This window comes from Allobosea massiliensis (genome assembly GCF_042655245.1).
Classification (GTDB): domain Bacteria; phylum Pseudomonadota; class Alphaproteobacteria; order Rhizobiales; family Beijerinckiaceae; genus Allobosea; species Allobosea massiliensis.
In genome coordinates this window covers 24,668-50,114 of the sequence record NZ_JBHSLU010000161.1, presented here as the reverse complement: position 1 = coordinate 50,114, position 25,447 = coordinate 24,668, and the positions used below count along the sequence as shown (strand labels likewise).

Here is a 25,447-nt window from a genome sequence, read left to right as displayed (position 1 = left end):
GCTCGAAAAAAAATTACGTCGAGGGCGTTGACATAAATTACGTTTGCGACGTAATTTCCTTCCGTCGCAACCGGAAGGGTCAGCGCAATGCAATCCCAGATTTCCCAACTTGGCATATCGCCTGAGACCGTGATTCTCGCGGTCGTCGTCGTTGGCCTCATCGCCACGCTGGCCTCCCTTGCCGCAGTCCTCGCGGCTCCGGCGTCCCGTGGAAAGCCCACCGACCGGGGGCGGTTCTGATGGGTCGCTATCTTCCTCATCCGACACGCCCCGATGCAGTCGTCGTCCTTTTCACGCGACCGGCGCCGCACCTCGTTCCACGGGAGTTCTCCGGCGACCGCGAGCACGTCGCGGTCAGCCTGCCTCGTCTTCGCTGCCTGGGACAGGTCAGCTTGTCCGGCCTTGGCGGGAGGGCTTGATGGTCAGCTACGGCACCCTTGCGACGGCCGTCGTCGTATCTCTCCTCGTGGGCGCGTTCCTTGGTTCCCTCGCGATGGCTCTGGCCTGCATGGCTAAGGACGATTCCGTGGATGGGCTCCCGTGATCGAAAAGATCCCAGCCTCAGACCGATCCGCCTGGCTGGCTCTGCGCGAGCGAGATGTGACAGCGTCCGCCGCGGCCGCGCTCCTTGGGGCCCATCCATTCATGACGCCGTTCCAGCTCTGGCAGCTCAAGGCCGGCAAGATCTCGGAAGATCCGGAGGAGACGCCGCCGATGCAGCGCGGTCGCCTGCTCGAGCCCGTCGCCGTGAAGCTGCTGCAGGAGCGCCGTCCGGATTGGACCATCAAGCACAACAGCGGCCGCGCGCAGCTCTACTGGCGGGATCGCGATCGCCGGATCGGATGCACGCCTGACGTCCTGATCGACGATGACGGGGTGTTCGGAACGGTCCAGATCAAGTCGGTCGAGCCGATGGTCTTCCGCGAGAAGTGGCTCGTGGAGGGCAAGCTCGGATCTCCTGCTTCATGGGTCGTCGAGCCACCGCTCCATGTCGTTGTCCAGGCTCTTGTCGAGGCCAAGCTGACCGGCGCCGAGGTGGCCTATGTGGCGCCGCTTGTCGTCATGCACGGCCTTGAGATGCCGCTGGTTCCGGTGCCGATCCACGAGGGCGCCTGGGGCAGGGTGGTGGAGGAGGTCTCGTCCTTCTGGGCGTCGATCGCCGCCGGCGAGGAGCCTGACCCCGACTGGAAGAGGGACGCCTCGCTGCTGAACGAGCTTGGCCGCACCGACAACGGCCGCGAGATCGACCTGTCCGGCAACAACCTCATGCCTGAGTTGCTGGAGCGCCGGCTCGCCGCCAAGGAGCGGATCAAGGTCGACGAGAAGATCGTCGAGGAATGCGACGACGAGATCGCCGCGAAGATCGGCGCGTTCGAGCGCGCCCATGTCCCGGGCTGGTCCGTCAAGCGGCCGACCATCAACCGCAAGGCCTACGAGGTGAAGGCGGGCTCCTACCGCCGCCTCGACGTGAAGCGTCTCTAGCAAGGGCAGAACCATGGCATCTGAAGACGATGAACTCCGCCACGGCGTCGGCGGAAACAACCCACCTCGCTCCGAGGTGCTCGCTGACGAACACCGCGACCTCATCCGAGAGGTCGACGAGCTGCTGACAAAGGCCATGACCGCGCCGGCCGTTGTGTCGACGCCTGAGCACAAGGCTCAGATCGGCGAGCTCGTCGTGCCGATGGCGCGGCTTATGAAGCGTCTCGACGATACCCGCGCCGAGGCAGTTCGGCCGCACCTGCAGGCTCAGCGTGAAACCAATGGGTGGTTCAACGACCATGCCACCAGGATCTCGACGTTGAAGACTGAGCTCGAGGCGCGGGCTACGGCCTATGACCGCGCGGTAATCGAGAACGAGCGCAAGCGGCGAGAGGAGGAGGCGGCCAAGGCGCTCGAGGAGGAGAAGCGTCAGACCGAGTTAGCCGCACTCGCGGCGGCGAATGGCGACCTCGCTGGTTCGGCTGCCGCCGACGAGAAGGCCGAGCAAGCCGCCATCGCTGCCGCCAGCCTCGAGGGCCCGGCGCCCAAAGCCGCTGACGTTACGCGCGTTCGCAGTGGAGGAGTCGTCGGCTCATCCCGCACGGAATGGAAGGGCGAGATCATCGACATCGACAATCTCGATGTCGTGAAGCTCCGCCCGTACCTGAAGCGCGACGATCTCCAGAAAGCGCTCAACGCCTACGTCCGGACAGGCGGCCGCGAGTGCGCCGGCGCGGTGATCAAGGAAGACGTGAAGGCGAGCTTCCGATGAAGGTGGACCCGACGATCGACCCTGACTTCGCGGAGGTCTCGACTGGCCTCCAGGTCCGCATCTCCCAGACCGTCGACGGCGCATTCTCGCTGGTCTGGGTCAAGGAGAAGGGCGGCCCGAAGCACTTCGCTCACGGTCTCACCTACGGCGAGATGCTGGAGAACGTCATCAAGCTGATGTCGGTCCAACCACTGCCAGGCCCCGTCTACGAAAGCCGCCCAGAGCAGATGATCAAGTGGGGCCAGGTCCCGCCTGGCTACGCCGCCGTGATCCTGCCGAAGCAGGTGGCCGAGGAGCTGTCATTGGCGCTCTCCGATTTTCTGTGCTGGGCCGCCGGCTACAACGCCGCGCTCACGCCCGATGAGTTCGCCCGCCGCCCGATGGGCGTCGAGGATATCCGCTCCCTCAACATCAAGCTGAAGTCCGCAATCCAGAAGGTGAAATCATGAGCGCAGCTACCGAACTGACCGTCTCACCGCATGCCGGCAAGACTCCGATGAACCTGCTCGAGGTCAGCCGGCACGCCGGCGGCGTTGCCTATGCCAATATGGCTGACACGATCGCCACGGCCGAGCTGATGTCGCGCTCCGGTATCGCCGTCCGCGCCCACCTGCGTGGTGAGCCCGGGGCCTGCCACGCCGTCGTGATGCAGGCGATCGCGTGGGACATGAACCCCTACCAGGTCGCGAACAAGAGCTATTCGGTCAACAACCAGATCGCCTACGAGGCGCAGCTCATCCAGGCCGTGATTCAGATGCGCGCGCCGATCAAGGGGCGCATCAAGACGGAATACACGGGGGAGGGCGGCAAGCGCCAACTCCGTGTCTGGGCCCTCACGCGGCCGGGCGATGACGAGGAGCCGGAGACGGTCGAATACAAGTCGCCCGAGTTCGATCGGATTCAGCCCAAGAACTCTCCGCTCTGGAAGAACGATCCGGATCAGCAGCTCCACTACTATGCCGTGCGCGCCTGGTGTCGGCGGCATTTTCCGGAGGTCATTCTCGGCGTCTACGCGCCCGACGAGATCGAGGCCGTGAAGGGCGTCGACTATCACGAGATCGATGCCCGCGACACGATGGCCGAAAAGCTGGATCGTATCGCGGCGCCGAAGAAGGAGCGCCAGCCTCGCGCGGCGGCTCAGACGGCTCCCGCTGTCACTGCGCCCCTGCCGGCCCACGACCCTGACACCGGCGAAATCAAGCCTGAGACCGCCGCGCCCGCGCCGAAGCCGAAGGGTTACGACGCGCTCTTCGCGGCCGCGAGCCTCGTGATCGAGGACGGCGTCATGACCAAGAGCGGCGACGCTGTCGATGTCGGCCAGCAGGCCGGCGCTGGCGATATCGAGGATGCCGATCTCGTCATCGAGAAGGGCATCATCACCAAGAACCTGGTCCGCGCGCCCGATGCCGCGCCGAAGGAGCCGGTCAAGGTGACGAGCGGCACGGCTGCCCCGGAGAAGAAGGCGGACGCGCCGCGCGACCCGGTCGCCGATGAGCGAGCGACGCAGCAGGAAATGGCGGCGGCGGCCGGCGCACTCGAGCCTGGGAACGACCCCTTCGCCGACGACGATCGATCGGCTGAGCAGGAGGACCCGCTCAAGGCGAAGGTGGAAGCATTCAAGCGCGATCTCGCTGCGGTGACCGACGAGCCTGGCCTGGAGAAGTGCCGCAAGTCCTTCATGAAGGACTTCAAGAGCGTTCCAAACGACAATCCGTTCTACAAGGAGGCGGCTCTCGCCTACCAGCAGACCCTCGCCCGGGTGAAGGACGGCGCCCCCGCGCAGCCGGCGAAAACCGAGACCGCGCCCGAGGCCAAGCCTGCGCCCGCGCCAGCGGCGCAGCAGCAGCCCGACATGTCGCCCGAGGACGAGGCGGAGCTCGAACGCATCATGATGCACGAGCTCGACCACGCGCCGCGCGGGATCGACACGAACGACCTCGGCCAGGTGAAGGCCTACGTTCAGGGCCTGAAGGCGGCCGCCAAGGGCCGGGCGATCGGCGCGGTGCCGGCGGTCTACAGCGATGTCGAGGCGGAAGCCTGGAAGGTAGGCCACGCCTATCGCGCGGCCAACCCCGCCACATCGCAGGCCTGACCATGATCTTGCGCTGCGTAGATTTTGAAACGACCGGAGAGCCCTCCGAGGAGAACCCGCAGGCGGTCTGCGAGGTGGGTTTCTGCGACGTCGTCTTCGAGAACGGCGTGGCCTCGATTGGAATGCCCTGGTCGATGCTCGTCGACCCGGGTCGCCCAATGCCGGCGGACGCGCGCGCGGTCCATCACATCTCGGATGATGATGTCGCCATGTGCCCGCCGGCGACCACGGCCTTCATGCGTCTAACCGGAAACGCCGGCGGCGTCCCGAAGGCCGACTATTACTGCGCCCACAACGCCGACTACGAGCTGGCCTTCTTCAAGGGCGGCGAGACCCCCTGGATCTGCACGTTCAAGGTCGCTGTCCGCCTCTGGCCTGATGAGCAGAAGCACAGCCTCCAGTACCTGCGTTACGCGCTGGCGCTGGACATCGACCAGGACGTCGGCTTGCCGGCGCATCGGGCTGGGCCAGACGCCTATGTCGGCGCGGCGCTCATGGCCGCGATCCTCAATCGAGGCGCCAACCAGGTCGACCTCGCGACGATGGTGCGATGGTCCAAGGGGCCAGCGCTCTTCCAGCGGCTGAGTTTCGGCAAACATCGCGGAAAGCGTTTCGACGAGGTTCCGCTCGATTACTTGTATTGGATACAAGATAAGTCAGACATGAGCGCAGATATCAAAGCTAATGCCAAGCATTGGATTAAGCAACGCGCCATCAATAACGGGAGCTCAACATGACCTCGGCGTACCCGCTGTCGTGGCCGCCCGGCTTTCCGCGCGCCAAGAGCCGTGAAGACGGACGGTTCAAGACCAGCCTCCCGGCGGCCCTAAAGAACGTCGAGGGCAGCCTCAAGCTCTTCGGCAGCGATAGCCGAAAGCCGGTTTCCGACATCGTCCTCTCGTCGAATGTCGCACTCGGCGTCGCAAGGCCATCCGACCCGGGCGTGGCGGCATGGTTCACCTGGGATGGCGAGCAGATCTGCATCCCTGTCGATCGCTATGCGACGGTCGAGGCGAACCTGCAGGCCATCCATCATGTCATCGAAGCGCGCCGCGTCGAGCTGCGCCACGGCACGCTCGCCCTGGTCCGCGCGACCATGCAGGGCTTCAAGGCGCTGCCCGCGCCGCCCGGCGAGAGCTGGCGCGAGGTCTTCGGATTCCAGCCGGACACCCCCATCACCAGGGAACATGTCGAGGCCCGCTACAAGCGCCTCGCCAGCGTCAACCACCCCGATACCGCGACAGGGTCAGACGCGGCTATGGCGCGCCTCAACGTCGCCCGCGACCGGGCCATCTCCGAAATCGGCTGATCAGCCAAGTTCAGGAAAATCCAATGTCATCACTCAATAGGGCAACGCTCATCGGACGGCTCGGCAAGGACCCCGAGATCACGCGAACGGGCGGGGGTCTCATGGTCGCGAAGTTCAGCATCGCGACATCGGAGACTTGGCGCGACAAGCAGTCGGGCGAGAAGAAAGAGAAGACCGACTGGCATAACGTCGTCGTCTTCAATGAGAACCTCGCGAAGATCGCCGAGCAGTACCTGAAGAAGGGCTCTCTGGTGCTGGTCGAGGGCAAGATCGTCAATCGGACCTGGGACAAGCCCGACGGCGGCAAGGGGTATGCGACGGAGATCCAACTCCAAGGCTTCGACGGCAAGATCACGATGCTGGGTGGCAAGGGCGACGGCGGCGGAGGCGGCCGCGATTACGACTCCGAGTACGCCGAGCGCGGTGGTGGTCGATCGTCTGGCAACTCCGGCGGCTCGAGCTCCAGCGGCGGCTTCAGCGGTAGCGGCCGCGCCAGCCCGGGCCTCGACGACGACATCCCGTTCGGACCGGAGATGCGCTGATGACTATCCTCACCGATCAGCAGGTCCAGGATCTCTATGTCGAGATCGGAACCGAGCTTCAGGCCGTCGTGCGTCGGCGCTTCGGCGCAGGCCTCACCGACCAGCAGGCGGCCGCGACCGTCTCGGCGCTCGGCAGCGTCGCAGCGATCTTCATCGCGCAGGACGAGGAGTCGCATCGCAAGCTCCTCAACATCATCATCGACCAGACGGTCGCGAACGTCCGCGCGAGCGCGGAGTTTCAGGAGGGCATGCGGCGTCTTCGAGCCGGAGAGACCCCGCCCGAAAACCCGCATGTCGAGCAGGTTCCGGTCGCGGCGTCGATGCGCGCCGCAGCTCCGCACGGGGCTGACAACTGCCTCTGCTGCGCGATCTCGGCGCTCATCAGCGAACGCTATGGCGAGAAGCTCGAACCCCAAAAACTCGACGATGTCCTGCTCGGCCTCGCCGGCGCCGTCACCGTAATCGCCCAGCAGGCGGGCATGGAGATCATGCTCCCGTTCATCCACCACCTGAACGTCCTGATGGCGAACATGTCCGAAGCCCATGACATCGAAGGGATGACCAAGCAATGAGAGGTCTCCCGATCTACAATCGAGCGGCCATTATCTCCGATTGCGGTCGTTTTCGTTATCGGCTGGCTCGGACCTGGGACAGCAGCAAGACGTACCTCCAGTTCGCCATGCTCAACCCTAGCACGGCCGACGCGGAGATCGATGACCCCACCATACGCCGTTGCGTCGCATTCGCTCGCCGCGAAGGATTCGGCGGCATCGACGTCATCAACCTTCACGCTTATCGCGCGATGCGACCGGAAGAGCTCAAGCACGTCGATGACCGAGATGGCCCGGAGAACGAGCGTTATCTGCGGTACGTCGCTGAGTATCAGGCGAGCGTCGGAGGTCAGATCCTTTGCGCCTGGGGCGCGACCGGCGATGTCTTCAGTGGCGCCAGTAGGGCTCTCGATACCTTCAAGGCGGCTGGCGCGCGCACCGTCTGCCTCGGCAAGACCGCCAACGGCATGCCGCGACACCCTCTCTACGTCCCGGGCGATCAGCCCCTCGAGCCCTACGAAAGGAGCTGATGATGCCCAGCGTCTTCCCAGCCTGGATGACCGATCTTCCGATGCAGCAGCAGAGCGTGCTTGTGCTCGCCCTGCGCGGCCCGGACGGAATTCGCAAGCACCACCCCTGCAAGGATATTGTCCGCGCTTACCGCGGTTCGGTGCTGCTGGCGGCCAAGTACGGCCGGCCGCTCCGGGTCGGCGAGAAGGCTGACACCTTCATGTCGATGGAGCTGATCAGTAATCCCGAGCTCTGGCAGATTGCCTTGGAGCTTTTCTTCGACGTGATCGACGAGCTCCCGCACCACTACATCGCTCATCTCGTCCACGGCGCTCATATCCTCGCCTGCCACCATCCAAACGAGACGCTGCGTGACCGCTGGCGCGTGTTCTACGAACGCGCCGTCGACGACGCTCACATGGCTGTCGAGCCCGACCAGGTCATGAACGAGCGCCTCGGGGATTGGGGGCGGAAGTGGTGGGACAAGGAAGCGGCAGCATGAAAACTGCAATCTGTCTCGCCATCTACCTCGCCTTCGGCATCGCTCTCCATGCCCTTATGCTCGGCCCGACGATCGAGCCTGGCAGCGCGTGGTCTCTCGGCTGGATCGCCGGCTGGCCGGTGCTGCTGATCGCCTATGGCTTCAAGTGGTTCCTGATCACGGTCGCGGTGGTCGTCGCGATCGTCTGCATCTGGCTCCTCTGGGACAATCTCTGGTTCCGGGCCTATCGCAATGAGCTCGCGCGGAGGCGCTCATGATCGGCCTCGACCAGATCCGCCAGCAGTTCGACCGCATCTTGGCCGAGCCGCTCCAGACCCGTCTCCACACCAGCGAGGACAAGGGCAGGGAGATCGTGGCCGCGGCCGATGCGCGGCTGGGGCCGCTCGTTCGCGACTCGCTCTATGCCGGGCCCAACCGCTACGCTGGAATCGAGATCGTGACCTATCCGATCGGCACCCGCCTGCGGAACGCTGCAGGCGAGGAGCTCGTCATCGACGCGCAATCGGCCTTCCTCACGGGGCCTGGCTTCAAGGTGGTGTCATGAGCGGCTGGATCGTATCGAACGCGAAGGGCGACAAGTTCCGCTGCTGGGGTTCCTTCGGGCCCGACTGGACTGAAGACCGTGAGCTGGCGACGCGCTACGCGCGGCGCCGAGACGCTGAGAGCGTTCACGAAAACGATGACGATGCGTGGCGCATTATTCTCGTCTCTGAAGAGTTGCATCGTCGATCCGATCAGGAGAAGGAGTTCGCACTCCTATCCGAGATAGCCGAAACCCGCGCGGTCCTTGCTCACCTACTCTCGGTCAGAAATCTATCTCCGGGGACGATGGAGGTAATCGAGCGCGAAATTTCGACGATCCTCTCGATCGCGCGCGACCGGATCGGCAGCGGAGCGCGACCTTCTCGTGTCCGCCACCGGAAGCGCAGATCGACCTATTCCGTACTTGGCGATGCGGAGGCTCAGATCGCCACCTACGCGGATGGGACTGAGGTGCCGATCGATCGCGTCCGGAGCCGCTTGCTCACCGAAGGAGACAAGCTCGTCGTCTATCGCGCTGACGAAGGCGGCAAGCTCTGGCTTCGCTTCCCCGACGAATTCAACGACGGCCGCTTCGAGGAGATCCCAGCATGACCAAGGTCGACGACCTAACAGAAGCTCAGGAGGCGCTCCTCCTGTCGCTTCCGACGAAGCCTGGCGGCGATGTCCGGACCACCAACAAGCTGCTTGCGCTTGGGCTTGTGGTATGGGCCGACGAGGATCAGACGCACCTCGAGCCGACTGAGACCGGCCGTCGGCGGGCGGAGCAGATCCGGGAGGCGCGCCGCCCATGACCAACCCCACACCAGCGCAGGCTCCGAGCGGGGATGCGCGAACTCTACATCAGACCATTCTCGACTATTTGCAGTCAGACCTTTACCGAGCGCGCCTTTTAACCAAAAACAATAGCGAGATCGCTACGGACATTGCGCTTGCGGTCTATCCGCAGATTGCTTTTCCTGAGAATCCCGCGACGGAAGCTGCAGCCCCGCAGCCGCCAGCATTCGATCCTCTCAACGGGGGCTGTCCGCACTGCAAATGGCTCGACACCAACTTGGGCCGCGTGCTCGACAAGAAGTGCGGGCTTCATCAGCGCATCGAGGATATGCAGGCCGACCAGCAGCTTGATCAGCAGGTCATCAAGAGCCAAGGCTACACGATCCGCCGCGTTTGCGAGGTCATCCGAGCCGGCGATGACGAAGACCCGGTTCAGGTCGCGCAGGAGCGCATGGACGAAATCGCCGAGCTTGATGCCGCCGCGCCCCCGCAGCCCGTGCAGGGCGTCGCGGCGGTGGCGGTGAAGCCGTTGGAGTGGTCGGCGCCGACGCCGGAGGGAAAGCGCACAGCGGCTACTGTCAGCGGCTGGGCGACGATCGAGCCGATCTCAAACGGAATGTGGCGCTGGGACTTGGGCGGCGTCGCATGGGGCCGCGAGCGCAGCCAGCAAGGCGCACTCAAGATGCTGATGGCCTCCTACGAAGTACGAGCCCGCTCTGCGCTCCTTACGTCAGTGCCGGAATTATCCGAGTTGCGTCGTGCCCTCGCAGCTCTGACCGATGCTTTCCTGGATCGACATGGCTGTTTCCCGCTGGACAAGACCAACGACAAGGAGCGCCGGTGGTGCGCGGCGATGTCCGAGGCCTACCGCCTGATCGGACAGCCAGGATCGTCCCACCGCGCCGCTGAGATGGCGCGCTCATAGCGCCTCTTGACTCCTACCCTGAACGCGAGTTTGTTCTCACTCCGTTCACGGTAGGAGAACGTCATGGCTCAGTCCAGAAAGTTCCGCTTCGAGATCATCACGCAGCTCGGCGATGACCGGCCGAGGCTCGTGTCTCGGCATCATCACCGCCGAACAGCCGACCGGCGCCTCCTTCGTCTGCCGCTTCGCCCGGGCGAAAACGTCTCGATCCTCGACGAGGGCTCGATCGTGCGCTTCATGCGCTGCCCGACTGACTCGGAGATGGGTGATCTGCCGTTTTGACGACGATCTCCGAGCAGCGCTTCCGCGTGCAGCAGACATGGCCCGATCGCGATGACGTCTTCCAGGTATTGAACGACGATGGCGACAAGGTCGCGCATATCAGCCACGACAACTTCGTGCCGCCCGGCACGCCGAAGTGGTCTTGGCATCTGACCTACCATCAGAGCCGAAATATGCCGGGCTTCAGCGGCCGATGCGACAGCATGAACGACTGCAAGGCCGAGATCCGCGCGCGCTGGCCCACGTTCGAGGAGGTGCTGGAGCTTGAGGGGCATCTCGAGCGCGTGCGTCGCCCCAAGCACGGCGTCCGCACAGCGCTGTTTCCAGGCGAGGACGAGTACCGGCGCGCGGTGGCGGAAACCGAGGCCTTGGCGGGCTGCTTGGAGGACACTTACGATGATGCCCGCCTGTCGCTTGCTTCGCTAGTCATCCGGCGATGGGAGGGTGACGATGGAGCTTAGGTCTCCTTCTGACCGAAGCGCAGTTCGCACCCGGCCCGGTGATACTCACCCTTGGGCCCGCCGCCACAGGTCGAGCAGAGCGTGTCCTCCGAGCGCGCGAAGTTCGTGGCGAATTCCTCGATCGCAGCGACAGCCGCCGGTCGCACGAGCTGGCGGACGCCGTTCCGGTATTCCTCAGTGCTGGTTTCCCAACGCAAGAACTTCTTGTCACGCAGCTCGTCGTGAAATGCGATCGCGGCAGCCTCGACCGCGAGGTCGAACCGTCGGGTCGTGCGGAGATCAGTCATCGCCAGCCTCCAGATCCGTCGGCAGCTCGCGCCGGGCATGGTATGGGTACTCTCCCCGCTCCGGGTGCAGCTTGTCTAGCTTGATGGCCGTCGCGGCAGCGCGGCGCGCAACCACGATCATGCCGGCGTCGTCGATCATCATTGCCGTGACGGTGCGGACCCACGGCGGAATGTCCTGCTCGCCGCGCGTCCAGCGCTTTACGACGTTCAGGTTCACCCCGAAGATGCGAGCGAATGCGCCGGGCTGCATGTTGAGGACAGCAAGCTCGCGCCGGAAGCGCGCCGCGTCGATCCTGTCGTATTCGAACCTCACGCGGATGCTCCCATGGTCTCGTCGCGCCAGCTCGGCCGATCGCGGCGCGCGGCGTGCTCAGCGTTGGCCTCGGCGGCAAGTCGGGCGGTGAAGGCGACATAGGCGTCCTGGTCCGTCGGGTACAGCTTGCCGTACTGGTGCCGCAGCGGGTCGCGCCTGATGAGCGCGATGCGCTCCAGCATGTCGATCGGCTCGAGCTGAGAGGAGGGCAGGTTGATCCTGGTCCTGACGACGGGAGTCGGAACGCCGCCGTCGCCGATCACTGAGACGAGCGCCTCGCCAGTTCCCATCTCGGTCATAGCCTTCTCGGTGTCGACGCCCGTGTTCTGACGGAATGTCTTGGCGACCGCCTTGACAGCCCGGTGCTCGTTCGGGGTGAAGGCGCGCATGGCGTGCTGGACGCGATTGCCAAGCTGCGCCGCGACCTTCTCGGGGATGTCGAGCGCGTTCTGGCTGGCGAAGTAGACGCCAACCCCGCGAGAGCGGATCAGGCGCACGATGCGCTCGATGGTCTCGATCAGGATCTTCGGCGCGTCGGCGAAGACCATGTGAGCCTCGTCGACGATGACCACGAGCTTCGGCTTCTCGGCATCACCGACCTCCGGCAGGCGCGTGAACAGCGACATCAACAGCCAGATCATGAAGCCGCTGTAGAGCGAGCGCGACTCGAGCAGCCGATCGGCCGAGATCAGGTTGACCATGCCGCGGCCATCCTTGTCGACACGCAGGAGGTCCATGACGTCGAGCACCGGTTCGCCGAACAGGGCGTCCGCGCCCTGGCCCTCGATGTTGAGGATCGCGCGCTGGATAGCGCCGACGCTTGCCGCCGTGACGTTGCCGTGCTTCTCGCGGATTTCGGCGGCGTAATCGAGGAGGTTGCCGACCGCTGCCCGCAGGTCGTTGATGTCGAAGAGTTTGATCCCGTGCAGCGGACTCTCGCGGTCCTCGCACCAGCGGAAGCAGATGTTGATGATGCCTTCCTGCGTCGCGTTCAGGCCAAGCAGGCGAGCGAGCGTCTGCTGGCCCATCTCGTGGACCGACGTCTTCATCGGGAGGCCGTCCTCGCCGAACAGGTCCCAGAAGCGCACGGGGAAGCCCTTCGAGATCCCCGAGAGGTCTCCCTTGACATCGGTGATGAGCGTCGGGATGCCGACCGCCGAGCACTGCTCGACGATCGTTTGCACGGTGCGCGTCTTGCCGCTGCCTGTCGCGCCGGCGACCAGGCCGTGCCGGTTCAGGTAGCGGAGCGGGATGCCGGCGTCGGGGGAGAGTGTGATGCTGGTCAAATGAGCTCTCCCGTCTCGGCGAAGCGCTGAAGGATGGGCAGAAGCTCGCCTACCTGCTCCTGCGTGAGGTGCATGCGCGGCCAGCCGTCGCAGCGCGGGAACGGCTTGTCCACGCCAAACCAGATGGCGTGCTCGCCGGCCAGCGAGGACTTCTGCAGGCTGCATTCGGAGCCATAGCGATCCTTGAAGACAGCCTTCGAGAATCCGCGTTCGGTGTGGTGCATGTCGATGCTGCTCATCGCGCGGCCTGACACGCTTGACGATCAAATGACCCGCCGAGCGCAGCGCGCCCGGCGTCGGTGATCTCCCACCAGTTGTCGTCTCCCTGAGCGGCGTAGCCTCGATCAGCGAGAGCTCGCATTTGATTCTTCTCTGCTGTGTCGAGGTGACCCCAGAACAGGTCCAGGCGCGTCAAGCTCTCAAGAAGCCCACGCATGCCCCGCGTGATCGGCCGGCGCTGGTTGATCGTCGCCCTATCGGTGTGCCCGAGCATGTCACTCCCTCCCTTCGGTCTGGATGCATTCGACGACAGGTGTCCATGATGTTGCCTTCTTGACGACAGGGAGGACGCGAGCCGCCGCCGAGCGGCACGACGCCTCGTCGACGAACTTCATGTCGGATGTCACCGCGGGAGGGTGGTTTAAGCCGACACCCCAGACAATGAGGATGAGGGTCCAGGTCACAGCGGCTTCCCTTCGATCTCGGCGATGATTGCCATGGCTCGGCTGACTTCGCTGGGCTGCTGAGCTGCCGGCAGGAGCTGGTCATAGAGCCCGCCGCGCTTGCCATGCTCGACAACATGGCGAACCAGGAAGTCGAACATGGATGGGCTCTGCAGAAACAGGCGCGCAGTGGCCTTGACCCTGCCGTCGCTCTCGCTGGACGGCCCCGTCTTGATGACCTTGGCGAATGCGTGCCAGGCTCCGGGTCGCGAGGTGATTGGGATATAGCCCTCCCGATCTTCCGATGCGTCGAAGTCGATGTGGTATGGTCCCTTGATGAACTTCGGCATCAGATGACCCCCGCGATGCGCTTCGCTTCCTCGACGGCCGCCGCCGCCTTGGCGCTGAGAAGCGGGTCGAACTCGATGCCGTCAGCCCTGTTGGCCTCGTCGTTCTCGATCATGTCCTCGACCCGGCTCTCAGCGTAGGGGATGATCGCCTTCAGCGCCTCGCGCTGCGAACGGATGCGCCGGCCCATGCTGATGAACTGGCCGACATAGGCCTCGGTGGCGTCGCGCTCTCGCTCCAGCAGGCGGATGATCTCCCGCCTCGCGGCGCGCGCGTCCTCCAGGTGACGGTTGTTGGCCGCCAGCAGCTCGCGTTCTCGCTCGGCGAAGCTCTGGGCGCGAAGACCGGCATGCGTGGCGTTCTGGATCACCTCGATCGCCGACCTGTCAGCTTTGGAGCAGATCGTGATGAGGTCCTGGACTGTCTTCTCGATTCGATCGGTGCCTTGGTCGCGACCGAGGAATGCGATGGTCATGACGAGCGCCGTGCGCGCGTCGCTCAGCGCCGCCAGCAGGTCGGCGGCAATCAGGTCGCGGTTCTGGTCGATCTCGTGATCGGTGAGCGTGGTCACTGGTATCTCCTTTTGCGGTGGGCACAATTGCCCGTGGGGTCAGCTCGTCTTTGGTGGCATGAACGTCCAGATCAGCGCCGCCACCCACCCCAACCCGGTCCAGCCGGTGAAGAGGTTGAGGATGAATATCGGGACCTTGTGCGGGTTCTCGCGCGCCGCCGCCAGCAGCGCCGGCAGGAAGTAGAGCATCGCGAGGAACACCAGCGTCCCGATGTTGAGGATCGTCTCCAGCATGCCCCTTTGTCTCCCGCCGGCCCGCCGCCGTTCAAGGCAGCGCGGGTGGAGGTTAACGGGGCATGGTCATCAGCGTAAGAGCGCCATGGCGTCAGATCTCCCGCCCGAGCGCCGCGCGGATCGTGCGCAAGATCTCGCCATTCTCCGCGATCGGGCTCCAGGCCTGCTCCTCGATCCAGTGTTCGGCGGCTTCCAGGGCTTCGCGCACCGGATCGTTGACCAGCTCGCCGCCTGCCTCCTGTAACGCGCGCTCGGCCGCCGCGAATTCTGCCTTGAGCCAGTCCGGTGGGTTGCCGCCGCAGGCATCCACGAAGCCCTGCACCGCCGCCCGGAGTACGGGGGCCGCTGTCATCAGTACGGCAGCCGGCCGGTCGCGCGGGTCCAGGTCGCGCCGCGTCTTGTCCCAGACCGGCGACGGAATGCGCGCCAGCACATAGGAGCCGTCGCAGATGATCGACTGGCGGCCTTCGGTCTGCTGGCAAGGTTGAAGGGCCCAGGTCATGACCGGACCTCTGCTTTAGCAAAGCGCGGTCTGAACATGCCGCCCAGCTTGCCGGTTCTGCGGTCCAGGTGACGCGCGATGCCGCAGTAATCATGCGCGAAATTGAAGTCGTCAGCGGCGAGCATGCGGTCGAAGTCCATCGGGCAGCCGTTGGCGTGGGTCGCGCAGAGGTCCATGCTGATGGACATCCGGTCATCAGACGATCGCACGAGCCCGGCCTTTTCTGCGCGGTCGATGATCTTCATGACGGTATCGTGCTCGCGTCGGGTCGTGGTGAAGCTAATTTCATCCATGGTCAGCTCTCCAGCACGATGCGGACGACGAAGACGGCACCGCTTGCGGTGTGGATGCGCGGATTGTTGGCGTCGCTGACATCAACCAGCGTCACCTCGTCGTCGCCTCCCTCCTCGACCGTGTCGCCGTCGAGCTTGAAGAGCTTGAACGGGCGATCCTCGACCATGTCGCGGATGAGGAGGCCGATATCCGACGTGATCGGGCCGCGCTGATGATCTGGGCCGACTTTCGAGATGTCACACGCATCGCGCCATGTGTCGGCGTACTCCACGGCGTCGCCCGTCCCATTCGCCGCGCCCCGCGCGTCATGGTGGATGCCGTGCTGGTCGCTCTGCTGCCAACCTGCCGCGCGCGCCGGCCCGCTTCAATTGGGGGCGAACCTCATTCGCGAAACGTCGCGCAATCATCGTGTTCCGGATCATCGGCGCAGGCTTCGCGATGCTCTTCGATGACGATGGCGCAGGCGGCCTTGTCGCCGTGGATGCACGCAAGCGCGGTGCGCTCGACGCAATCGGAGTCGGTGAGGCATTCGCGCCAGCCGGCCCAAGTCGGCGGCGCGTGCGCCGGCCCGGTCAGGCAGATGAGGAGAAAGGCGGCGCGGATCATTCCAGGTAGCCTTCCGGGTTGGGGACCAACTCGCCTGTCGCCTCGCAAAAGATCGGCTCGCGCTCGCAGCGGGCGAACCAGTTTCCCATGACGGGAAGCGCTGTGTGGTGCCTATGGTCGCGGCCGCAGTCGGCGCACCATTCAAAAGCGAATTGCTCGCGAAGCCATTGCGGGGCCGGTGTCCCAAGATTGCCTTCGGTCATGCTCGCGACTCCGGCGACAGGTCCGGCCGGCTGGCGGCGATATCGTCCGCCATGGCGTCGGCGCGCTCGCTTTCCATCTCGTCGGCAAGCTCACCTGCAACCGTGTCGAGATAATCGCCGCTGTCGCTTTCGATGCCCCATAGCGATCGCGTTTCGCCGGTTTCCTCGCCGTCTTCGTCAAGTTGCTTCACGATGACGCCGCACCAATGCCAGACATCCGCGCACCATTGGCGCATGCGGTCGCAATCCTGTCGCACGGCCTCCGCCGCGACCTCGCGCCGTGTCGGCGAGCGGCCCAGGCGAGAGGCGAGGGCGGCTAACCCGTCCGGTCCCAATCCCCAGCCATCGCGCCGCGCCTGCGCCAGCGTCTCGGCTACGTCATAGTAGCGGCGGGATGCGCCATCGCGGGCAATGATGACCTCGCCCGGCGCCTTGTCGCGCCGCGTCCAAGCGCTAACGATGCCGTGGCCGTCATGTTCTTCCCAAGGCGGGCCCATGTCTTCGTCATGTTCGATCTCGACACGATAGGCGCACCCGTTGCGGATGATCGTTTCCATTTCAGAAGGCCCCGGTCAGGTGAATTTGCAGGGTCGCGGCGTCGGCTTCGAAGCCGTGCCCGCGTTCGGTGAGGCCGGCGCAGCAATCGAGAAATTGCGCCAGAGTGTCGCATTTGATGGTGCGGCGGGTCACCGTGCTGCCCTCCGCGTGCGGTAGGAGGGGAAGCGGTCGCGGATCGCGAGCCGATAGCGATAGGGCGCGCTTTCAAGCTCGCGCTTCAGGTCCGCATATTCCTCCGCCGTGGCGGGCCGCGTGTTGCCCGTCACCCATCCGGCATCGCAGGTGGAATGCTGGCCGATATGGGCATAGCAGGCCATGAGGCCGCGCCCCTCATCTTCGAACGGAAAGACGGCGGTTACGTCTCCTTTGTGGTCGCCGCGCTTGTCGGTTCGGAAACAGACGATGGTTTCGCGTTTCGTGCCCATGGCGTCACCGATAGAAGCGAGCGGCGGGAATGAGCGTCCGGACGTGCGCCTTGGCCGCGTCGCGGTTAGAGGCGCGAAAGGTCGCGTCCAGCTCGCCATCATCGGTCGCAGCCCAGAACAGCGGCTGACCATGGCCCCAATAAGCGCCGCAGTGGTCATAGCCTCCGGAGTCGAGCCGGATGCGCTGCAGCGTCACCTTAGGGGAATAGGCGGCGCGCTCGCCGGCTGCCTTGATCAGCGCGCGGATCGTCTCCCGCTCCGCCTTGCATTCGTCCGCCTCTTCCTGCCAGTAGCGGGCCTTGTAACCCTCCGACGGCCGGGCCTCTTTGAGGCGCAGGCAAACGCTGATGCGCTGCGACAGGCGGATGAATTCGGCTTCAAGCTCGGCTGCCGTGCGGTGCTCTGGCGCTTTCGTGCCGCGCCCAAGCGGCGCGCCGCGTGACCAGTCGCCGCCGTAACCCTGAGGGGCATTGTCGGAATAGTTCGGCATTGGGCATGCTTTCCCGTTCGCGCTCTAGCCATCGGCGAGCGCGTCGATTGATCGGATGGGATGGGGAGGCGCGGCCTAAGCCGCGCGCCGTATCAGTGGGGAAGGAAGCGCAGCGCGGCGAAGAGCAAGCCGGCGGTCGCGCCCATCATGGCACCCATGCGAACCGTTAGGCGCAGCGTCTGGGTTTCCAGCGCCTGCCGAAGATCTTCGCGTGTGGCGATCTCGCGCATGATGAAGTCCCGGGCGGCTTCCGCCATGGCTTCCGCGTCGGCGGCTTTGATGCCGCGATCTCGGAGGGCCTTTGCGTAGCCGAGGGTATCGAAGGCGAGGGCCATCGATCAAGCCCAGATGGCGCAGATTTGCTTTCGCATGCGGCCATCGCGGCGGATGCGGCGGCGCTCCTTTTCGCGCTCGATCCGCGCGGCGTGTGCGATGGCCCGTTCCTGATGCTTGGACATGGTCAGGTCTCCTTTTTAGGCATGGGCCACGATTGGCCCGGGGTGAAGCTGGCGCTTCCCATTACCGGCCCGTTAGGGCCGGCAAGGCGGAAAAGTCAGCGGGCGAGGGTGAGGCCGCACCGCGCAATGGCCGCGCGGGCATGGGCGAGGGCATCGGCCGGGCTGGCATGGTGAACCGGGCCGGCCTTGATCGTGGCGAGCTTCCCATCCCGGTAGAGCCTGACCACAGGGTAGAAGGCATCGCCGGCCCGCTCGACCATGGGCTTTGCGGTCAACTTGACCGGCCGGGCAACCGGCTTGCGCGTCAGGCAGAAGGAAAGGGAGAGCCGACCGATGCGGACGAAGCGCAAGCCGCCTACCTTCTGAGTGCTGATGTTGAGAATGGGATTGGTCATCGATCCGGTCCTTTTTTGGTGAGACACGATTGCCTCTATCCATGTGTAGAGATTACGCGCGGGACGTAAGCGCGTCAATAGTTTTCTACGTTCTGAGCGTAATTATTTTCATGTGATGGGCAGGGCAAAGCGAGTCCAGGTCAGGCAGGGCAAGGCAGGCTCGGCCCATCAATGGCAGGGCAAGGCATAGGGCCGGGCGCATGGTCAGTCATGCATGCGGTCATGGGCAGGGCGAGGCCATGGGCTGAGCAGGCTGGCCCGGTTAGCTCGCCTTGCCCGGTCAGGGCATCCGGCATCAGGCCCATGCGAATCGATGATCGTCAGGGCAGGGCATAGAGCCCGCAGGAAGCCCAAGGGCGGGCGCTGGCCCAAGCCCTTGCCTACCTAGCGGGGCAGCAAAGGAAAGCCGTCCTATTACGCTCTGGGCGTGGCTTTGGCCTAAACCATTGTAGGGACCGTGTTTTTCGGCCTGCGGGCGAGGCGCGCCGCGGCTCGCCCTTCATCGCCGCGTGAAAAATTCCTAAGAAACCTCCTCCCCAGAGCTCAAAATTCCCATTTCGATCGAGATCGCGACCTGCTAAGTTCTTGAAATCGCGTCGGGCTTGGGAACTCAGCGCACATGACGGTTGAACGCATTCGGGCGCGGCTGAAGCCGCCGAGCCGCAGTGACGCTATTCGCATGATCGTTGCGGAGCGCGGCGAGATCTCACGTCCAGAGCTCCTGGAGATCATGCGGAGCCGCGGTCTCGTGGAGGCGTCTCGGGAAGGCTCAAACCGGCTCTACTTCACATTGCGGGACATGCGGCGCGCCGGCTCGGCCTGCTTCGACGAGGACCGCGTATGGGCCGGAAACCCGGTCGACGCCCGAAATCTGTCAAGACAAAAGCGCGTCGGAAAAGAAAAAATTTCAGACCTGAGCAAGTGCCTATACGACCAGCTCTTTCAGGCCTTTGACCACCGCCGCGCTATGGCGGTTGTGACGTAATTTTACGGCGAGGGTCTTGCGCTGTGAGGAGAAATTCGGCAATTCTCGCGTCCAGCAGCCTCGGGGTGTGTGAAACAACATCTCTGAGAGCGCGGTAGACGAGCAGTTGAGAGCGAGGGGCGGCCCCAGCCGCCCTCCGTCCCGAGACCTGATCCCAAGCTCAGATAGATAGATTATCGTCTACACGCGAAGGCTGCGTCACGAATTCCGGCATCCATGTCACAGACAGGCGGTGCCGTGTCACGGATCAGCGGGCAGCGCCCTCGCGGCGCAATCGGAACGGCCCCGAGTGGAAAACTGCTGCAAGCGATAAAGGCCCCGTGCAGTTTCCAGCCAGATTAGACACCTGGCCTCGCTGACGATCTGAACCAGGGGTGAGGTCCGCCGGCACTAGCCGGCTGCTCACTCGGCACGAGGGCAAGGCACAACCCTCACCCCGACCATGAAGGCGAGCACCGGAGGGCCGAGCGTCCGGATCGCAATCGAGAGCAGAAAGCCGGTCGCTCTCGTAGCCAATCGAAGCCGAGGCAAACGAGCCCGCTGTACGGCGTCGGGGCGCAAACGACGTCGGGGGTCTGCGAGCCCCCAAGCCAATTCGCCCGAATGGGCAACGAGTAGACGACGGTGGTTGGAGAAGGTGATTGGGCCCCTTTCCACCGATACCCGGTCGCCGTCGTCGACCTGATCAGCGTCGCGCTGCTTTCGCGATCCCCAAGCCCGCACCCCGCGGCGAGAGGCGCTGACCCCACGAGGAACCGATGAGCGGATTTACCGCGCAAGCGCGCGTCTCGACGCTGCGCACCGTCGCGGCGAAGCTCGAGGGCGGCGCGATCCGCGCTGCCGCGGCGCGTGGGTTGAACGAACATATTCGTCTGCAGGAGCGCCAGGCCGTGAGGCTGATGGCGGCGCAGACGAAACTCAGCCCGGGCCGCGTGGCGAGGGTGACGAAGACCAGCTTCGCCGGCGGAGGCCGGATGGAGGCTTCGGTTGACGTCCGCGACGCCGCGATCCCTCTGGGCAAGGAGACGCATCGATCTTGGTCGCACTCGGCGGCGGGTGCGTCTGCCGGCGACTGGCGGTCGCACACCTATCCGAGCAGCTTCATCATTCGGCGTTACGGCGGCGACATTTTCGCTCGTATGCCTGGCGCCAAGAAGTATCCGATCGTCCGACTCTGGGGTCCGGTTCTCCCGAACGAGCTCCGGCGCCGGAACCAACCGACCTATCAGGGCGCAGTACGCCTCGCGAACACCGACCTCGAGGCTCGTGTTCTGCGGCACATCAGCTCTGTCTTTGCCTAGAGGCACCATGTCATCAGCGGCGGATCGAGAGCTCCTCGCCGGGCTACCGGCCGAGGTCTCTCACCAGTTCATGGCCGCCTTCACGAATATGAGCACCCGCGGCGTGCGCGACTTCGTGGCGCGCCGCATCTTCGTTCCCGGGTCGAAGAAGGGGCTGCTCAAGTTCGTTGAGAGCATCCATCGCTACCATGACCATCTGCGCGCTAGCGCTATAGGTAAGGCGGGCGGCGGGGAGCGCGACACACTCACCACCGAGCGAGCCAATCTCGCGAAGCTTCAGGCGCAGGAAGTCGAGCTCCGCCTGGCTCGCGCCCGCGGCGAATATGTGCCGCTGTCGGATGTGACGGATGGCTGGGCCAAGGTCGCCCAGATCGTGCGGGCGCAAGGTCTGGCGCAAACGAGCCGGATCGGCGCGAAGGTGCCGCACCTGACTGCGCACGATCGGACCGAGATCGCCACGCTCAACCGCGAGATGCTCGAAGCGATCGCGGAGGAGGTGGCGGCCCTGCAGGTGCTTGGCTCAGCGGGTGGCGCCGAATTTACGAGCGATCAGCCGGTTAAGGCGAAGCCTAAGCTGACCGAGGTGAAGATCCCGACCAATCGGGGCCGACCGCAAGGCGTCAAGGATTCTAAACCGCGTGCCAAGCGCCGCTCTTAACGGCGCCTATGGCGCGTTCTCGCGCGGTGTAACCCCGCCTGAGGCGATCCAGTATTCGCGCTGGGTGCAGGAAAACGTCCGCTTGCCGTCGACGTCGGCGGTTTCGGGAAAGTACCGGCCCTGGAAATACCAGCGCCTCATCCTGGACGCGATCGGTGATCCGACGATCCCGGAGGTGACGGTTCAGAAGCCGACCCGCATCGGCTACACCCGCCTGCTCTGCTCGGCGTTCGCCGCCGACATGGTCAACGACCCGACGTCGGTGATCTTCGTCACCCCCACGGATGACGATGCTGACGAGACGGTAAAGGACGAGATCGAGCCGACCTTCACAGAGTCGCCGGCGGTCTCTCACCTGATGACGTCGGGCCGCTACGCGAACGGCGAGACCCTCCGGAACCGCAAGTTCCCTGGCGGCGGTACGCTAAAGGTTCGCTCCGCCCGCGCGCCGCGCAACCTGGCGCGACTGACGGCCCGCAAGGTCTATTTCGACGAGACTGATCGCTACGAGGTCACCAAGGAAGGTGACCCGATTGCGATCGGTAAGAAGCGCACCGAGTCCTTTGCGGACCGGAAGCACGTCATGGGTTCGACGCCCGTCGATAAGGCGACGTCGTTCATCTGCCAGAGCTACGAGAACAGCGATCAGCGGGTCTTCGAGGTCCCCTGTCCGGGATGCGGCCACCGCTTCGAGCTCCTCTGGGAGCACATCAATCGTGACGACCCCTCCAACGTCGTTGCCGTCTGCCCCGACAAGGGCTGCATCATCGAGGAGCGTCACAAGCCCTGGATGGTGGGGGAGGGCGACTTCCGGATCACCAAGCCGGAGGTCAAGGACCACGCCGGCTTCCGCCTCAACGCGCTGGTCTCCCTGCAGCCTGGCGCGGCCTGGGCGATCCTGGCGAAGGAGTTTCGCGAGGCCAAGCGCGACGGCCCGGCCAAGATGCAGGTGTTCTGGAACACCGTGCTTGGCCTGCCGTGGGATCAGACCGTCGATGTCATCGACGAGAGCTCCCTGCTGGCGCGCCGGGAGCCGTTCGGCATCTCGTGGGACGAGGTCGAACAGGAGTGGCGTCAGGACATCCCTCGGGAGGTGCTCTACCTCACCGCCGGCGTCGATGTTCAGCCTGACCGCCTCGAGGCGGCATTGATCGGATACTCGAGGCAATCGCGCTTCATCCTGGGGCATATCGTGATCCGCGGCTTGCCCACGGTCGCGGTCACTTGGGATCGGCTCGACGCCTTCCTGCAGACGACATGGAAGCACCCGTTCGGAGGCCAGATCGGGATCGAGGCTGCCGCCGTCGACTCCGGCGACGGCAACATGACGGGCTACGTCTACGAATTCTGCGGCCCACGCTCGCACCGCCGGATTTACGCGATCAAGGGGCGCGGCGGGCCGCACAAGCCCTGGCAGTTCTCGACGTCTCGGCGGGCCCGCAAGCATGGCGGCCAGCTCGCCCTCATCGGCGTCGACACGGTCAAGGGCGACATCCTGACGTCGATGTCGATCCCAAAGGACGGCATCAACGGATTCCGCTTCTCCGACGAGCTCGACGAGGAGTGGTTCAAGCAGTTCACCGCGGAGCGCCGCAAGGTCGACTACGTCAAGGGGCGCCCTGTCATCACCTTCGAGCGGATCGGCTACCGAGCTGCCGAGGCCCTCGATTGCGTCGTCTACGGCCTGGCCGTGCGCGCCGTCTGCACCTTCCGCTTCGACGATCGTCAGGTGGAGCTCATTCGGACCTCTGCACCCTCGAAGGACACCGTTCGCGAGGAGCGCAAGAAGAAGATCGGCAGGCTGAACTCGTGAATTTGGTTGATCGCATCAAGGGCGCCGGCCGCGCCCTCATCGGACACAACGGCGGGCCGCCGATGGAGCGCCGGCGCGACGCGGCATACTTCCGCGGCGCCGCAGCCTCGAGTTTTCTTGGCGGCATGGCGAGGCCAGCTCTGCGTGAGCAGTCCGACGACATCCGAGCGGCCTGGCAGCTCGCGACGTCCCACGCGATTGATCGCATCCAGAACTCTGGGTTCATCAGCGGCGTTGTTGACGCCAGTGTCGCCTCCGTTGTCGGAAACGGGCTGAACCTCGCCGCGCGCCCGGAGCGCGAGCTGCTTGGCTGGTCCGAGAAGAAAGCCGAGGAGTGGTCGACCAAGGTCGAGACCAGGTTCAAGGTTTGGTCATCGAGCGCCCGCGAGTGCGACGCCGGCGCTCGCATGACGTTCGCGCAGCAGCAGATCGCCGCCTACAAGAGCTACCTCTATTTCGGCGAGATCCTCGCACGCCTGCCGATGTTCCGCCGCGACCAGCATGGTGGCCTGACCAAGGTGCTGCTGCTGCCGCCTTCGCGGCTATCCGAAACGGCGACGGACGCCTTCAATCGGACCAAGCATGGCGTTCGGATGGACCAATACGGGGCCGCGCTGTCGTACATCATCCGGATGGTTGACCAGCACGGGTATGCGGTCGATCGAGAGTTCCAGGCCCGGGACGCCGACGGCCGTCAGGGTGTCGTCCACGTCTTCGATCCGATGGTGCTCGGCGTGCGCGGAATCACACCGCTCGCGCCTGTGCTCAAGGTCTGCGCCCAGGTCGAGCAGCTCGCCGATGCGACGCTTTCGGCCACGCTGCTGCAGACGATGTTCGCGGCCACAATTCGGAACAACACGCCGGGACTCCAGGCCTTTTCCGGCCTGATGACCGAGGACGAGCAGGGGCAGGGGCAGGACAAGACGATGAACATCGACCAGTTCGTCGATGTGCGGGGCGATTGGTATGAGTCGGCCAAGCTGAACCTGCATCAGCACGGCCGCGTTGCTCACCTCTTCCCGAACGACGAGCTCGAGTTTCACGAGGCCAAGCACCCCTCGGAGAATTACGACAACTTCGCCGGCTGGCTTCTGCGCGAGATCGCGCGCTGCGCCGGCGTCACCTACGAGGAGGCATCCGGAGACTACCGGGGCGCCACCTACTCCTCGGTTCGCATCGGCACTGCGACCATGTGGCCGATCGTCCTCCAACGCCGTCAGAACATCGCCGGCGTCTTCTGCCAGAGCATCTATGAGGCCTGGCTCGGGGAGGAGATCGGCGAGGGGCGCATCGAGTTCGACAATGGGCTCGATGGCTTCCTGAAGAACAAGGGCGCTGCCTGCTCTGCGTGGTGGAACGGCCCGGCCGCACCTCAGGCTGACGATCTCAAAACAGCGCGTGCCGACGAGACCTTGCTGAAGGTCGGGGCGACAACGCTGGAGGCTGTCTCCGCCAAATACGGCCGCGACTGGCGAGACGACATGAAGCAGCGCAAGCGCGAGAAGGACCTGGCCCTCAGTTTGGGCCTGCCTGACCCGCACAAGCCGGTCGAGGAACGCGCTGCCGAATTCAAGCGATCCGAGCAGGGGGCGGACGACGACAAGACGGACAACCCCTCCTTCACTCCTGACAACTGAGAGGCCGCTATGGCGAACCAGACCACGAAGACAAAGGCTGTCCCCGGTAAGGCTCCTGCACCAGGGGCGGCCGCCACCGATCCGGCATCTCAGGATCCCGCGACGGCCGCTACCGAAAGCGGCGAGACCGACGGCCTCACCCTGCGCGGCTGGATCATCGAGCGCGCCGGCGCGGCCGGCGAGGGGCCCTCGTGGTTCAAGCTGGCTCCGGGCGGTGGCGGGTGGGTCTGGGATCGGGACAAGGCCAGCGTGTTCTCCAAGCGGGAAGACGCCAAGCCGCTGGTGGCAAGGAAGCGCGTCGTTGATGGTGCGACTGTTCCGGCCGGCCCCGCCTCCAATGAGGGCGCCAAGATCGTCAAGTTCGACGAAGGCGCGGACGACTGATCGCCATGCTGTCGCTCGAGCAGGCAGAGATCCTGATCGCGCTTCGGAAAACCGATCCCTGCGCGCTCGTCGACAAGCTCGACGCCATGCTGCTCGCCCTTTCCACGGGCGGATCAGTCCAGAAGATCGAGTTTCGCGATCGATCGACCTGGTTCCACCAGTCGAACATCCAGTCGCTACGGGACTACCGCAACGAGGTCGCCGGCGATTGCGCGGCCCTATCGGGTAAGGCGGCCCACTTCGCCATCACGCTCGGCGGCGGCCGGCGCAGGCCACCTTTCGGGATCTGAGC

General features: G+C 64.8%; 44 protein-coding genes. 24 read left to right on the top strand and 20 right to left on the bottom strand.

The annotated features are described in order from the left end of the window. Nucleotides 1-540 precede the first annotated feature (540 nt). The 17 genes from ACFPN9_RS29315 to ACFPN9_RS29235 all read left to right on the top strand — a co-directional run bounded on the left by ACFPN9_RS29315 (nucleotide 541) and on the right by ACFPN9_RS29235 (nucleotide 10,745). Complete coding sequence (locus ACFPN9_RS29315; protein ID WP_377818075.1) at nucleotides 541-1,482, top strand: YqaJ viral recombinase family protein; 942 nt, start codon at nucleotides 541-543, stop codon at nucleotides 1,480-1,482. A 136-nt stretch (nucleotides 1,483-1,618) separates the two neighbouring features. Then, nucleotides 1,619-2,254: a hypothetical protein gene (locus ACFPN9_RS29310; protein WP_377818074.1), complete on the top strand. Its 636-nt coding sequence runs from the start codon at nucleotides 1,619-1,621 to the stop codon at nucleotides 2,252-2,254. Then, a complete protein-coding gene (locus tag ACFPN9_RS29305; RefSeq protein ID WP_377818073.1) occupies nucleotides 2,251-2,703 on the top strand; it encodes a hypothetical protein in 453 nt (150 codons plus the stop codon). Before ACFPN9_RS29310 ends, ACFPN9_RS29305 begins: the two co-directional genes overlap by 4 nt. Beyond that, the gene (locus ACFPN9_RS29300) at nucleotides 2,700-4,346 is read left to right on the top strand and encodes a recombinase RecT (protein WP_377818072.1); all 1,647 of its coding nucleotides are present in this window, start codon (nucleotides 2,700-2,702) and stop codon (nucleotides 4,344-4,346) included. Before ACFPN9_RS29305 ends, ACFPN9_RS29300 begins: the two co-directional genes overlap by 4 nt. Nucleotides 4,347-4,348: 2 nt before the next feature. Next, complete coding sequence (locus tag ACFPN9_RS29295) at nucleotides 4,349-5,083, top strand: exonuclease domain-containing protein (RefSeq protein ID WP_377818071.1); 735 nt, start codon at nucleotides 4,349-4,351, stop codon at nucleotides 5,081-5,083. Then, the gene (locus ACFPN9_RS29290) at nucleotides 5,080-5,655 is read left to right on the top strand and encodes a J domain-containing protein (protein WP_377818070.1); all 576 of its coding nucleotides are present in this window, start codon (nucleotides 5,080-5,082) and stop codon (nucleotides 5,653-5,655) included. Before ACFPN9_RS29295 ends, ACFPN9_RS29290 begins: the two co-directional genes overlap by 4 nt. A 23-nt stretch (nucleotides 5,656-5,678) precedes the next feature. Then, nucleotides 5,679-6,197: a single-stranded DNA-binding protein gene (gene ssb, locus ACFPN9_RS29285; protein WP_377818069.1), complete on the top strand. Its 519-nt coding sequence runs from the start codon at nucleotides 5,679-5,681 to the stop codon at nucleotides 6,195-6,197. Beyond that, nucleotides 6,197-6,769: a hypothetical protein gene (locus ACFPN9_RS29280; protein ID WP_377818068.1), complete on the top strand. Its 573-nt coding sequence runs from the start codon at nucleotides 6,197-6,199 to the stop codon at nucleotides 6,767-6,769. The genes ssb and ACFPN9_RS29280 overlap by 1 nt, the downstream gene beginning before the upstream one ends. Then, complete coding sequence (locus ACFPN9_RS29275) at nucleotides 6,766-7,278, top strand: DUF1643 domain-containing protein (protein WP_377818067.1); 513 nt, start codon at nucleotides 6,766-6,768, stop codon at nucleotides 7,276-7,278. The genes ACFPN9_RS29280 and ACFPN9_RS29275 overlap by 4 nt, the downstream gene beginning before the upstream one ends. Nucleotides 7,279-7,280: 2 nt before the next feature. Further along, a complete protein-coding gene (locus tag ACFPN9_RS29270) occupies nucleotides 7,281-7,760 on the top strand; it encodes a hypothetical protein (RefSeq protein ID WP_377818066.1) in 480 nt (159 codons plus the stop codon). Continuing rightward, nucleotides 7,757-8,017: a hypothetical protein gene (locus ACFPN9_RS29265; RefSeq protein WP_377818065.1), complete on the top strand. Its 261-nt coding sequence runs from the start codon at nucleotides 7,757-7,759 to the stop codon at nucleotides 8,015-8,017. The genes ACFPN9_RS29270 and ACFPN9_RS29265 overlap by 4 nt, the downstream gene beginning before the upstream one ends. Next, nucleotides 8,014-8,304, top strand: a complete 291-nt coding sequence (locus ACFPN9_RS29260; protein ID WP_377818064.1) for a hypothetical protein — start codon at nucleotides 8,014-8,016, stop codon at nucleotides 8,302-8,304. Before ACFPN9_RS29265 ends, ACFPN9_RS29260 begins: the two co-directional genes overlap by 4 nt. Further along, complete coding sequence (locus tag ACFPN9_RS29255) at nucleotides 8,301-8,894, top strand: hypothetical protein (protein ID WP_377818063.1); 594 nt, start codon at nucleotides 8,301-8,303, stop codon at nucleotides 8,892-8,894. Before ACFPN9_RS29260 ends, ACFPN9_RS29255 begins: the two co-directional genes overlap by 4 nt. Then, a complete protein-coding gene (locus ACFPN9_RS29250) occupies nucleotides 8,891-9,094 on the top strand; it encodes a hypothetical protein (RefSeq protein ID WP_377818062.1) in 204 nt (67 codons plus the stop codon). Before ACFPN9_RS29255 ends, ACFPN9_RS29250 begins: the two co-directional genes overlap by 4 nt. Then, nucleotides 9,091-10,002, top strand: coding sequence for a hypothetical protein (locus tag ACFPN9_RS29245; protein WP_377818061.1), 912 nt, complete (start codon nucleotides 9,091-9,093; stop codon nucleotides 10,000-10,002). Before ACFPN9_RS29250 ends, ACFPN9_RS29245 begins: the two co-directional genes overlap by 4 nt. Nucleotides 10,003-10,065: 63 nt before the next feature. Then, the gene (locus tag ACFPN9_RS29240) at nucleotides 10,066-10,284 is read left to right on the top strand and encodes a hypothetical protein (protein WP_377818060.1); all 219 of its coding nucleotides are present in this window, start codon (nucleotides 10,066-10,068) and stop codon (nucleotides 10,282-10,284) included. Then, a complete protein-coding gene (locus ACFPN9_RS29235) occupies nucleotides 10,281-10,745 on the top strand; it encodes a hypothetical protein (RefSeq protein ID WP_377818059.1) in 465 nt (154 codons plus the stop codon). The genes ACFPN9_RS29240 and ACFPN9_RS29235 overlap by 4 nt, the downstream gene beginning before the upstream one ends. On the opposite strand, the gene ACFPN9_RS29230 is transcribed toward ACFPN9_RS29235, so the two are convergent. The 20 genes from ACFPN9_RS29230 to ACFPN9_RS29135 form a co-directional block, all read right to left on the bottom strand. Then, on the bottom strand, nucleotides 10,742-11,032 hold the full coding sequence (locus ACFPN9_RS29230) for a hypothetical protein (RefSeq protein ID WP_377818058.1): 291 nt from the start codon (nucleotides 11,030-11,032) through the stop codon (nucleotides 10,742-10,744). The genes ACFPN9_RS29235 and ACFPN9_RS29230 overlap by 4 nt on opposite strands. Then, nucleotides 11,025-11,345 (bottom strand): hypothetical protein, encoded by a 321-nt coding sequence (locus tag ACFPN9_RS29225; RefSeq protein ID WP_377818057.1) that lies wholly within the window; start codon nucleotides 11,343-11,345, stop codon nucleotides 11,025-11,027. Before ACFPN9_RS29225 ends, ACFPN9_RS29230 begins: the two co-directional genes overlap by 8 nt. Beyond that, nucleotides 11,342-12,631 carry a helicase HerA-like domain-containing protein gene (locus ACFPN9_RS29220; RefSeq protein ID WP_377818056.1) on the bottom strand — a complete coding sequence of 430 codons (1,290 nt, stop codon included), beginning with the start codon at nucleotides 12,629-12,631 and terminating at the stop codon, nucleotides 11,342-11,344. The genes ACFPN9_RS29225 and ACFPN9_RS29220 overlap by 4 nt, the downstream gene beginning before the upstream one ends. Further along, nucleotides 12,628-12,870: a hypothetical protein gene (locus ACFPN9_RS29215; RefSeq protein ID WP_377818055.1), complete on the bottom strand. Its 243-nt coding sequence runs from the start codon at nucleotides 12,868-12,870 to the stop codon at nucleotides 12,628-12,630. The genes ACFPN9_RS29220 and ACFPN9_RS29215 overlap by 4 nt, the downstream gene beginning before the upstream one ends. After that, nucleotides 12,867-13,124, bottom strand: a complete 258-nt coding sequence (locus ACFPN9_RS29210; RefSeq protein ID WP_377818054.1) for a hypothetical protein — start codon at nucleotides 13,122-13,124, stop codon at nucleotides 12,867-12,869. Before ACFPN9_RS29210 ends, ACFPN9_RS29215 begins: the two co-directional genes overlap by 4 nt. Nucleotide 13,125: 1 nt before the next feature. Next, nucleotides 13,126-13,314, bottom strand: coding sequence for a hypothetical protein (locus ACFPN9_RS29205; protein ID WP_377818053.1), 189 nt, complete (start codon nucleotides 13,312-13,314; stop codon nucleotides 13,126-13,128). Further along, complete coding sequence (locus ACFPN9_RS29200) at nucleotides 13,311-13,643, bottom strand: hypothetical protein (protein ID WP_377818052.1); 333 nt, start codon at nucleotides 13,641-13,643, stop codon at nucleotides 13,311-13,313. The genes ACFPN9_RS29205 and ACFPN9_RS29200 overlap by 4 nt, the downstream gene beginning before the upstream one ends. Further along, nucleotides 13,643-14,212 (bottom strand): hypothetical protein, encoded by a 570-nt coding sequence (locus tag ACFPN9_RS29195; RefSeq protein WP_377818051.1) that lies wholly within the window; start codon nucleotides 14,210-14,212, stop codon nucleotides 13,643-13,645. The genes ACFPN9_RS29200 and ACFPN9_RS29195 overlap by 1 nt, the downstream gene beginning before the upstream one ends. A 39-nt stretch (nucleotides 14,213-14,251) precedes the next feature. After that, nucleotides 14,252-14,446 (bottom strand): superinfection immunity protein, encoded by a 195-nt coding sequence (locus ACFPN9_RS29190; RefSeq protein ID WP_377818050.1) that lies wholly within the window; start codon nucleotides 14,444-14,446, stop codon nucleotides 14,252-14,254. Between the two features lie 91 nt (nucleotides 14,447-14,537). Continuing rightward, nucleotides 14,538-14,948: a hypothetical protein gene (locus ACFPN9_RS29185; RefSeq protein WP_377818049.1), complete on the bottom strand. Its 411-nt coding sequence runs from the start codon at nucleotides 14,946-14,948 to the stop codon at nucleotides 14,538-14,540. Further along, nucleotides 14,945-15,241, bottom strand: coding sequence for a DUF6874 family protein (locus ACFPN9_RS29180; protein ID WP_377818048.1), 297 nt, complete (start codon nucleotides 15,239-15,241; stop codon nucleotides 14,945-14,947). Before ACFPN9_RS29180 ends, ACFPN9_RS29185 begins: the two co-directional genes overlap by 4 nt. A 2-nt stretch (nucleotides 15,242-15,243) precedes the next feature. Then, on the bottom strand, nucleotides 15,244-15,513 hold the full coding sequence (locus ACFPN9_RS29175; RefSeq protein WP_377818047.1) for a hypothetical protein: 270 nt from the start codon (nucleotides 15,511-15,513) through the stop codon (nucleotides 15,244-15,246). Nucleotides 15,514-15,623: 110 nt separating this feature from the next. Next, nucleotides 15,624-15,848, bottom strand: a complete 225-nt coding sequence (locus tag ACFPN9_RS29170) for a hypothetical protein (RefSeq protein WP_377818046.1) — start codon at nucleotides 15,846-15,848, stop codon at nucleotides 15,624-15,626. Continuing rightward, entirely contained in the window at nucleotides 15,845-16,051 is a 207-nt protein-coding gene (locus tag ACFPN9_RS29165; RefSeq protein ID WP_377818045.1) for a hypothetical protein, read from the bottom strand. The genes ACFPN9_RS29170 and ACFPN9_RS29165 overlap by 4 nt, the downstream gene beginning before the upstream one ends. Further along, on the bottom strand, nucleotides 16,048-16,608 hold the full coding sequence (locus tag ACFPN9_RS29160) for a hypothetical protein (RefSeq protein ID WP_377818044.1): 561 nt from the start codon (nucleotides 16,606-16,608) through the stop codon (nucleotides 16,048-16,050). Before ACFPN9_RS29160 ends, ACFPN9_RS29165 begins: the two co-directional genes overlap by 4 nt. Before the next feature lies 1 nt (nucleotide 16,609). Beyond that, the gene (locus tag ACFPN9_RS29155; protein ID WP_377818043.1) at nucleotides 16,610-16,741 is read right to left on the bottom strand and encodes a hypothetical protein; all 132 of its coding nucleotides are present in this window, start codon (nucleotides 16,739-16,741) and stop codon (nucleotides 16,610-16,612) included. Beyond that, a complete protein-coding gene (locus ACFPN9_RS29150) occupies nucleotides 16,738-17,034 on the bottom strand; it encodes a hypothetical protein (protein WP_377818042.1) in 297 nt (98 codons plus the stop codon). The genes ACFPN9_RS29155 and ACFPN9_RS29150 overlap by 4 nt, the downstream gene beginning before the upstream one ends. A gap of 4 nt (nucleotides 17,035-17,038) precedes the next feature. After that, entirely contained in the window at nucleotides 17,039-17,524 is a 486-nt protein-coding gene (locus ACFPN9_RS29145) for a hypothetical protein (RefSeq protein WP_377818041.1), read from the bottom strand. A 92-nt stretch (nucleotides 17,525-17,616) separates the two neighbouring features. After that, complete coding sequence (locus ACFPN9_RS29140; protein WP_377818040.1) at nucleotides 17,617-17,859, bottom strand: hypothetical protein; 243 nt, start codon at nucleotides 17,857-17,859, stop codon at nucleotides 17,617-17,619. Nucleotides 17,860-18,077: 218 nt separating this feature from the next. Then, nucleotides 18,078-18,377 (bottom strand): hypothetical protein, encoded by a 300-nt coding sequence (locus tag ACFPN9_RS29135; RefSeq protein WP_377818039.1) that lies wholly within the window; start codon nucleotides 18,375-18,377, stop codon nucleotides 18,078-18,080. A gap of 619 nt (nucleotides 18,378-18,996) precedes the next feature. Here ACFPN9_RS29135 and ACFPN9_RS29130 point away from each other — a divergent pair. The 7 genes from ACFPN9_RS29130 to ACFPN9_RS29100 all read left to right on the top strand — a co-directional run bounded on the left by ACFPN9_RS29130 (nucleotide 18,997) and on the right by ACFPN9_RS29100 (nucleotide 25,445). Continuing rightward, entirely contained in the window at nucleotides 18,997-19,362 is a 366-nt protein-coding gene (locus ACFPN9_RS29130; protein WP_377818038.1) for a hypothetical protein, read from the top strand. Nucleotides 19,363-20,120: 758 nt separating this feature from the next. After that, the gene (locus tag ACFPN9_RS29125) at nucleotides 20,121-20,663 is read left to right on the top strand and encodes a hypothetical protein (protein WP_377818037.1); all 543 of its coding nucleotides are present in this window, start codon (nucleotides 20,121-20,123) and stop codon (nucleotides 20,661-20,663) included. A 70-nt stretch (nucleotides 20,664-20,733) separates the two neighbouring features. Then, nucleotides 20,734-21,321, top strand: a complete 588-nt coding sequence (locus ACFPN9_RS29120; RefSeq protein ID WP_377818036.1) for a hypothetical protein — start codon at nucleotides 20,734-20,736, stop codon at nucleotides 21,319-21,321. Beyond that, nucleotides 21,302-23,134 (top strand): phage terminase large subunit family protein, encoded by a 1,833-nt coding sequence (locus tag ACFPN9_RS29115; protein ID WP_377818035.1) that lies wholly within the window; start codon nucleotides 21,302-21,304, stop codon nucleotides 23,132-23,134. Before ACFPN9_RS29120 ends, ACFPN9_RS29115 begins: the two co-directional genes overlap by 20 nt. Continuing rightward, nucleotides 23,131-24,771 carry a phage portal protein gene (locus ACFPN9_RS29110; RefSeq protein ID WP_377818034.1) on the top strand — a complete coding sequence of 547 codons (1,641 nt, stop codon included), beginning with the start codon at nucleotides 23,131-23,133 and terminating at the stop codon, nucleotides 24,769-24,771. The genes ACFPN9_RS29115 and ACFPN9_RS29110 overlap by 4 nt, the downstream gene beginning before the upstream one ends. 9 nt (nucleotides 24,772-24,780) lie before the next feature. Continuing rightward, a complete protein-coding gene (locus ACFPN9_RS29105; protein ID WP_377818033.1) occupies nucleotides 24,781-25,155 on the top strand; it encodes a hypothetical protein in 375 nt (124 codons plus the stop codon). 5 nt (nucleotides 25,156-25,160) lie between these two features. Next, nucleotides 25,161-25,445 carry a hypothetical protein gene (locus ACFPN9_RS29100; protein WP_377818032.1) on the top strand — a complete coding sequence of 95 codons (285 nt, stop codon included), beginning with the start codon at nucleotides 25,161-25,163 and terminating at the stop codon, nucleotides 25,443-25,445. Nucleotides 25,446-25,447: the final 2 nt, after the last annotated feature.